Annotated in this window: 8 protein-coding genes; 1 reads left to right on the top strand and 7 read right to left on the bottom strand. The window is 39.4% G+C overall.

The window, feature by feature from the left end; genetic code table 11:
• Positions 1 to 168 precede the first annotated feature (168 nt).
• The 7 genes from K6G87_RS07500 to K6G87_RS07470 form a co-directional block, all read right to left on the bottom strand.
• Positions 169 to 1,086 carry an ABC transporter permease gene (locus tag K6G87_RS07500; protein ID WP_296835497.1) on the bottom strand — a complete coding sequence of 306 codons (918 nt, stop codon included), beginning with the start codon at positions 1,084 to 1,086 and terminating at the stop codon, positions 169 to 171.
• Positions 1,087 to 1,098: 12 nt separating this feature from the next.
• Positions 1,099 to 2,013, bottom strand: a complete 915-nt coding sequence (locus K6G87_RS07495) for an ABC transporter permease (protein WP_296835495.1) — start codon at positions 2,011 to 2,013, stop codon at positions 1,099 to 1,101.
• A 15-nt stretch (positions 2,014 to 2,028) separates the two neighbouring features.
• On the bottom strand, positions 2,029 to 3,522 hold the full coding sequence (locus K6G87_RS07490; RefSeq protein WP_296835493.1) for an MATE family efflux transporter: 1,494 nt from the start codon (positions 3,520 to 3,522) through the stop codon (positions 2,029 to 2,031).
• Between the two features lie 92 nt (positions 3,523 to 3,614).
• Positions 3,615 to 3,953 (bottom strand): P-II family nitrogen regulator, encoded by a 339-nt coding sequence (locus K6G87_RS07485; RefSeq protein ID WP_296835491.1) that lies wholly within the window; start codon positions 3,951 to 3,953, stop codon positions 3,615 to 3,617.
• 19 nt (positions 3,954 to 3,972) lie between these two features.
• Complete coding sequence (locus K6G87_RS07480; protein ID WP_296835488.1) at positions 3,973 to 5,184, bottom strand: ammonium transporter; 1,212 nt, start codon at positions 5,182 to 5,184, stop codon at positions 3,973 to 3,975.
• A 15-nt stretch (positions 5,185 to 5,199) separates the two neighbouring features.
• Positions 5,200 to 5,538 (bottom strand): P-II family nitrogen regulator, encoded by a 339-nt coding sequence (locus K6G87_RS07475; RefSeq protein ID WP_296835486.1) that lies wholly within the window; start codon positions 5,536 to 5,538, stop codon positions 5,200 to 5,202.
• 86 nt (positions 5,539 to 5,624) lie between these two features.
• On the bottom strand, positions 5,625 to 6,611 hold the full coding sequence (locus tag K6G87_RS07470; protein ID WP_296835484.1) for a 2-hydroxyacid dehydrogenase: 987 nt from the start codon (positions 6,609 to 6,611) through the stop codon (positions 5,625 to 5,627).
• 378 nt (positions 6,612 to 6,989) lie between these two features.
• On the opposite strand from K6G87_RS07470, the gene K6G87_RS07465 reads away from it, so the two are divergent.
• Positions 6,990 to 7,738: LysR family transcriptional regulator (locus tag K6G87_RS07465; RefSeq protein WP_296835482.1), on the top strand; the 749-nt coding region annotated here is incomplete at its 3' end.

Raw genomic sequence — 7,738 nt, 5'->3', positions numbered from 1 at the left:
CTTTTACCGGAACCGGATTCACCTACAATTCCAAGTACTTCTCCGGGAGCAACGCTGTAGGATACATCTCTTACAGCCTGTACAGTTCCATTAGGAGTTAAAAATTCAGTTGTTAAATGGCTTATCTCCAATAAATTTTCACTCATATCCATGGCCATCCTTTCGTTATTATTTCTTCTTTGGATTAAGGGCATCTCCGATTCCTTCACCAAAGAAGTTCAGGGAAAAAATTGTAAGGCAGATGCAAAGTGTTGGAAGAAGCATCTGTTCCGGGTGAATTGTCATCACCTGTCTGGCATCCTGTGCCATTGATCCCCAGCTTGCCATTGGAGCTGAAATACCTATTCCGATAAAGCTAAGAAAAGCTTCTGTAAAGATCGCGCTTGGAACAAGAAGTGTCATCTGAACTATGATTGGTCCAATCGCATTTATGATAAGGTGCTTGAATAATATTCTCTTATCTGTAGCTCCAAGTACCAGTGCTGCTAAGGCAAATTCCTGTTCCTTTAAAGCAATTACCTGGCCTCTTACCTGCCTTGCCATTCCTATCCAGCCTGGTATACAGACACCTATTAAGATACTTTGAACATTGGCTCCGTTTAGCATCATGATAAGGATTACATAGATCATTGAAGGCATTGCATAGATGATATCTACGATTCTCATTATGAGAGTATCTAATTTTCCTCCAAAGTATCCGCAGATGCCTCCGATTATTACTCCTATGAAGCTGTTGATAAGTGCTGCTCCAAATCCTATGCTAAGACTTATCCTTGCTCCGTAGCAGAGTCTTACGAATATGTCTCTACCAAATTTATCTGTTCCCAGGATATGCTCTGTAGAAAATGCCGCATATGCATTGGCTGTATCCTGAGCATCATATTCATAGGGTGATAGGAAAGGTCCGACTATTGCAAGTGCTCCCATAAGTATCAGGATCACAAGTCCTGCAAGAGCCATTTTGTTCTTCCTGAATCTCTCCCAGGCTTCCTGAATAAATGTCTTACTCTCTAGTGCTATGAATTCACTGTTCTTTTCTTCTTCCGGTAGTGGTGAAAACCAGTCATCATTTATTCTTACATCCATATAATCACCCCCTTAATCTGTAAGCTTGATTCTTGGGTCAACTATTGAACAAAGAATATCAACCACAAGGTTTGCAACAATGATAAGTGCTCCGATAAATACGCTAAATCCAAGGATTACTGTGTAATCTCTATTGGTTATTGCGTTGGTAAATTCTCTTCCAATACCTGGAATTGAATAAATCTGTTCTATTACAAAGCTTCCTGTAAGTGTGAAGGCTATTGCCGGTCCAAAATATGTAATTACAGGTATGAGTGCATTTCTAAGTACATGCTTGAACATGATCTGGAAAGTTGAAAGCCCCTTGGCTCTTGCCATGATAACGTAGTCCTGCTGGGTTGCTTCCATGTATGTACTTTTTGTAAGTCTTGCAATTGTTGCAACAGGTCCAAAGGCCTGGGCTGCAACCGGTAGAATATAATGTATCGGTGATGTAAGTCCTACTACAGGTAAAAGTCCTAAATATACTCCGAATAAAAGCATCAGATACAGGGCTATTACAAATGCCGGTACGCTTACTCCCATGGTGGCGTATGCCAAAAGAATGTTTTTAATGATCTGACTCTTTGTAACTGACATCCATATACCTATTGAAATACCTATTACTGCAGATATTCCAAATGCTATAAGACCAACTCTTATGGTGTATGGTGCTCCTCTGGATATTAAAGTGTTAACTGATATATTCTTTTTATAAGAGATACCAAGTTCACCATGCATCAGATTCTCTAAATAGATAACGTATTGTTTCCATTCCGGTTCATTTAGTCCGTATGCTTCTTCAAGCTGATCTATCTGCGATTGTGACAGGTTCTCTGCTTCAAATGGACTTCCCGGCATCCTGTGAACCAGGACGAAGGTTAATGTAATGAGTGCCCAAAGTGTTACAACACCAACTAATAATCTTTTTAAAATATACTTCAGCATTCCCCTACCTCCTTTTTATGCCGCTTTTATATGCCGGTTAAAAGCTTTAGCGATCCAGCTTCTGTCATCAAATTCTTCTCCCTCATGTAGTCTTCCAAGTCTCTTCATCTCTCTTATGTACATTATTGTGACTATTACAAGTGAGCATCCATCAGATACCGGAGTTGCATATAAGACTCCCATAAGTCCGAATATCCTTGGAAGGATAAGTAGTGCCGGAATGAAGAAGATTCCGTGCCTTGAAAGTGATACAAAGGTTGCTACTTCTGGTTTTCCTATGGAAGAAAAATACATGCTTACAAGCATCTGATAACCACCAAATAGTGCGAACATCTTACTGGTTCTCATAGCCATTACGCCGTATTCAAGGAGCTGCGCATCATCTTTACTAAAAAGATTTATTACGAATTCAGGTGCCAGCATCATCATGGTCCATATGATCGCTGCAAAGAAGAATGCCATTGCCTGAGAAGTCATCGATGCTCTTCTTACTCTCTTAAACTTTTTTCTCCCATAGTTAAAACTTATAACCGGTGCTCCTGCCTGATTGATTCCGGAAGCGGCTGATGTTATAAAAGCTTCTACAGTATTTACAACAGATAATGCTGAAATACAAAGCTCTCCTCCTCCCAGGAGGCTGTAATAAGGATCGATATCTCCGTAGTATTGAAGGGATTTATTGATCATTATGTTTGTGATAAAGCTAAGCATCTGGAATATCGAAGGTGCGATTCCCATCTTGGCTACAGTTACCATCTGCCCAAGGTCAACTACTTTAAGTCCTGCCCATTTAAGATTGCTCTTTCCTCTTACAAAATATGCTGCTGAGAATATTGCTCCTACCAGCTGGCTTCCAACTGTTGCAATTGCTGCGCCGTATATTCCAAATTCAAATATCACTATCAAAAGTGTATTAAGGAAAATATTAAGTATAGCGCCTATCATGTTGGCTACCATGGAATATCTTGTATTGCCTTCAGATCTTATGATCGCTGCAAGTCCTACATTTAGCATGTTAAAGAGCTGGCCAAGAGCTGTGATCCTTAGATATATAACTGCGTATCCAAAAACTTCGCTGCCTTTTTTGGCTCCGCACAAAGCTACAAATGATTCTGTAAAAACAGTAAAGATAAGACATACTACAGATGCCATTAAGATGGCCTGAATGATGATATTGGTAAAAAGCTTATTGGCTTTCTCATAATCCTGTCTACCCATTGCAAGTGATAACATTGACGCCCCACCTACTGTAATAAAGAGGGTAAGAGCTATTACCACGTTGTTAAAGGGAGATAATACTGAAATTCCTCCAAGAGCATTCCTTCCAACAAAGTTACCTACAAACATCTGATCCGCTGTTTTGTACAGATATGTAGTGAGGGTTCCAAGGAGCCCCGGAATCGCCATCGATAGCAGAAGTGGAAATATTGGAGCAGTGCCCATTTTCTCTGTATTTCTTCTTGCTTTTTGCGCCCTTTCAAGAGCTGTCACATCTTTTATCTCACTCATACCTTATGACCATCTCCTCTTTTACTGCCTTTTTTATAAATACTTTTTATATACTTTTATGCGTATTCATATATGCACTTGTACAAGTATATTTACAGAGCTTTTATGCCGTGTTCCCCTGTTCTTATTCGAACCACGTCTTCAACGTTTTCTATAAACAGCTTGCCATCACCGATGGTCCCCGTTTTGAGCCTTTCCTGCAAAAGATTTATTATGATCTGTATAGTCTCATCATCTCCCACTGTTTCTATTCTCACCTTTGAAAGACATGTAACCGGCTGGATAACTCCTCTGTATTTTGTAGATGAGCCTCTCTGGTTTCCATAGCCTGAAATATCTTCGATCATGATCCCGTAAGCTGCACAGGATTCAAAAATTTCCAGGACTTCATTTCTTCTGCTATGCTTTACAACTACTGTCAGTTTCTTCATACTGATAACCTCCAGCTTCTTATTTGTCGTTGTGGAAATTGAAGTTTGCATAAGCACTGCAGCCATGTTCCATAACATCAAGTCCATCTATTTCTTCATCTTCAGAAACTCTGAGTCCTACAAGCTTATTGATGATTGTAAATACTATAAATGCTGCAACAAGTACGTATGCTATAACTGCAAGTGTTCCAAGAAGCTGAACTATAAAGCTGCATCCTTCTCCAAACACTCCTGTCATGATGCCTCCGAATGCTCCACACACGCCGTGTACTCCGACTGCACCGACCGGATCATCGATCTTTAAGATCCTGTCAACAAACTCAATGGCAAATACTACAAGTGCTCCTGCGATTGCTCCTATGATAAGTGCTTCATAATCTGTTACTACATCAGCTCCTGCTGTTATTGCTACAAGTCCTGCAAGTGCTCCGTTACAGGTCATTGAAATATCAGGCTTGCCATACCTTACCCATGTGACGATCAAAGTAACCAGTGTTGATGCGCTTGCTGCAAGGTTTGTTGTCATTGCTATGTCACCAAGGTTTGTTGTTGCTGCTGTAGTTGATCCGCAGTTAAATCCAAACCAGGCAAACCAGAGAATGAATACGCCCAGAACGCCAAGTGGAAGGTTGTGACCTGGAATAGCTTTTATTTTGCCATCTTTTCTGTACTTACCTCTTCTTGGTCCAAGGATTGCTGCTCCTACAATGGCACACACACCGCCTACCATATGTACTGCGCAGGATCCTGCAAAATCGTGGTATCCAAGCTGTGATAGAAATCCGCCTCCCCAGATCCAGTGACCTGTTACAGGGTAAATGAAAATACTGATTGCTCCTGAATATAAAAGGTATGAAATAAATTTAGTTCTCTCAGCCATCGCTCCACTTACGATTGTTGCTGATGTTGCACAAAATACTGTGTGGAAAAAGATAAATACGCCAATCGGGAGTGAGTTAAACATTCCATTCTCATCGGCAAGAGCTTCTATATTGAAAAAGCCTTTAGTACCAATTACTGCATTGTCGCTTCCAAACATAAATGCAAATCCAATAAGGAAAAAGAAGATTGATCCGATTACCAGATCCATCATGTTCTTCATTAAGATGTTTCCTGAGTTTTTAGCTCTGGTAAAACCCGTTTCTACCATTGCAAAGCCTGCCTGCATAAAGAAAACAAGAAAAGCTCCTAACATGGTCCACATTATATTCATCAAAAGTTCTACATCCATATCCTAACCCTCCTATCAAAGTGCCTTACTTCCATGCTCGCCTGTTCTTATACGAACAACTTCCTCAACATTGTAGACAAATATTTTTCCGTCTCCGCATGTTCCTGTGTTGATGTCCTTTAGAACCTGAGCGATTATGGTTTCTACAAGCTCATCATCAACCACTGTTTCTACTTTGATCTTGGGGATAAGCTCTATATCCAGTTCAGCTCCCCTGTACAAAGATTTGTGGCCCTTCTGATTGCCGTAGCCCTGGATGTTTGAAACCATCGCTCCATGTGCACCGCACTCATCCAGAATTTCCTGGAGAACCTCAAGCTTTTCAGGTCTTATAACAATCTCCAACCTTTTCATATCATCCTCTCCTTTCTACCTGCAAAAAAGACGCCCGATCCTTTTAATAGGAATTCAGACGTCTTTGTCACGTAGTCTTTATTTTTTTATGCAATAACACTTGTAGGCTCCCCCGCAATCCAGTTTCTAAGATTTTCAGTTGCTATCCTTACTGTCCTGTACCTTGCCTCTTCAGGCGCCCAGGCTATATGGGCTGTAATTGTTGCATTGTCACATTCAAATATAGGAGTTTTCTCATGAACAGGTTCCCCATCTACAACATCAAGTCCTGCTGCATATACCTTGCCTGATTTAAGATTTTCTACAAGAGCTTCTTCATCAATAATAGCTCCCCTTGCAGTATTTATAATTATTACTCCGTCTTTCATTTTGGAAAAAGATTCTTTGTCCACAAGACCTCTTGTCTGGTCTGTTAAAGGACAATGGATTGATATCACATCACTTCTTGAAAGAAGTTCTGAATATGAAACCTGCTCAATATTTTTATATTCAGGTCCCACTTTCTTGTGTCTGCTATAAGCTATGACATGCATTCCAAAACCCTGTGCCATCTTAGCCATCCACAATCCTATATTTCCAAGTCCGATAATTCCTATAGTCTTTTCATATAGTTCTATCTGCCTTGTGCAAACCTTCTTCCTTCCTGTGAATCCGTGATTATTATCAAGCATCTGCTTGTAGAATCTTGCTTCATCACCGATGTGATGACATATATCCATCAGAAGACCAAATCCAAACTGTGCTATTGTCATGTCTCCGTATACTGTATTAGTAAAGGTAACATTATGTCTTCTGGCTGCAAGTTCATCTATTTTGCCAAATCCATGACCAAGTGTTGCTATATATTTGAGTTTTGGATATTTATTAAAAAACTCTTCTCCAAAATATCCATCTCTTATCCAGGCTCCGATCACTGCATCATACTGACCTGCCCAGGATTCATCGAACATATCGTAAAAATCTATGCCGCTTACTTCAGGAATTGCATTAAGCTGCTGCTTCCAATATTCTATAAGATCATCTCTTTTGGGATAACCTCCAACAGATTCGCCCTGACATACTGCTATTTTCATGCCCTCACTCCCTTTCTGCTTTTAGTAAAGCTTTTTTAATTACAGAATGTAACTTCGATATATTTAGAAGTGCAAAGATGCACTTCTATGTGCTTGGAAGTTCATGTGCTGTATTTCTATGTACGCAATACTACAGGATTTTCAGACCAAAATCTAATACCCTTTTTATATCTATCCATATCTTTTAGATATGGATAATTTCTCTTTCGTCATCCTGCACAATTTTATTCCCAAAAATATAATTAGCTGTAAATATTGACCAAGGCAGAAGAACATGCTACTATCTATTTCAATTTATTGTCCTATTATTTTAGGATTTTTAATCATTTTTTATATCTAAATCGTATGTATAATTATTCAGAACAGTTGGGGGTAAATATGGATATAAGACAGCTTAAATACTTTCTTACAATTACAGATGAAGGCGGAGTCACAGCAGCAGCTAAGAAACTGCACATGTCTCAGCCGCCTCTTAGTAAGCAGCTCATGCTCCTTGAAGAAGAGCTTGGTGTAAAGCTCTTTGAACGTAAAAGTAAAAATCTTATTCTTACTAATGAAGGCAGGGTTTTGTATCAGCAGGCAAGCCTTATAGCCCATGATTTTGATCAGACTATCCAGATATTTGACGATATGAAAAATGGTATTAGTGGAACACTTCATATTGGATGTATAGCTTCTCTTGCAATACTCTTTTTTCCAAACTTCATGAAAGAATTTGTGAAAAACAACCCCAAGCTTGACCTTCAAATGTATGAAAGCAATACTCAGGGTCTTCTAAAACTTTTGGATCAGCATACAACAGAGCTGTGTATTATTAAGAATAACTTTGATAAGAGCAAATACAATTCTATTAATATAGACTGCCTTGTTACAGATTCAGAAGACAGCCTATGCGCAGTCGCACTTCCAAAATACTTTTCTACAGAAAAAGATAGTTTTGACTTCAGCGATCTAAAAGGTCAGGATCTTATAATACAAAGGTTCTATGAATCCAAGATCAAAAATGCCTGCATAGACTGCGGCTTTGAAGCAAATATCATATGTTCTCACGAGAGCGTCATGACGTCTCTTAACTGGTGCCTGTGCGATATGGGAATATCGATAATCCCATTTAGTGCTGCAAAACT

It is taken from the genome of Butyrivibrio sp. (genome assembly GCF_024699075.1).
The sequence above is the reverse complement of the archived record's forward strand: the minus strand, read 5'-3'. Positions and strand labels throughout refer to the sequence as shown.

Bases quoted from the DNA above. Each gene is read 5' to 3' on its own strand.
- K6G87_RS07500 (WP_296835497.1), bottom strand. From the start codon at position 1,086: ATGGATGTAAGAATAAATGATGACTGGTTTTCACCACTACCGGAAGAA.
- K6G87_RS07485 (WP_296835491.1), bottom strand. From the start codon at position 3,953: ATGAAGAAACTGACAGTAGTTGTAAAGCATAGCAGAAGAAATGAAGTC.
- K6G87_RS07475 (WP_296835486.1), bottom strand. From the start codon at position 5,538: ATGAAAAGGTTGGAGATTGTTATAAGACCTGAAAAGCTTGAGGTTCTC.
- K6G87_RS07470 (WP_296835484.1), bottom strand. From the start codon at position 6,611: ATGAAAATAGCAGTATGTCAGGGCGAATCTGTTGGAGGTTATCCCAAA.
- K6G87_RS07495 (WP_296835495.1), bottom strand. From the start codon at position 2,013: ATGCTGAAGTATATTTTAAAAAGATTATTAGTTGGTGTTGTAACACTT.
- K6G87_RS07480 (WP_296835488.1), bottom strand. From the start codon at position 5,184: ATGGATGTAGAACTTTTGATGAATATAATGTGGACCATGTTAGGAGCT.
- K6G87_RS07490 (WP_296835493.1), bottom strand. From the start codon at position 3,522: ATGAGTGAGATAAAAGATGTGACAGCTCTTGAAAGGGCGCAAAAAGCA.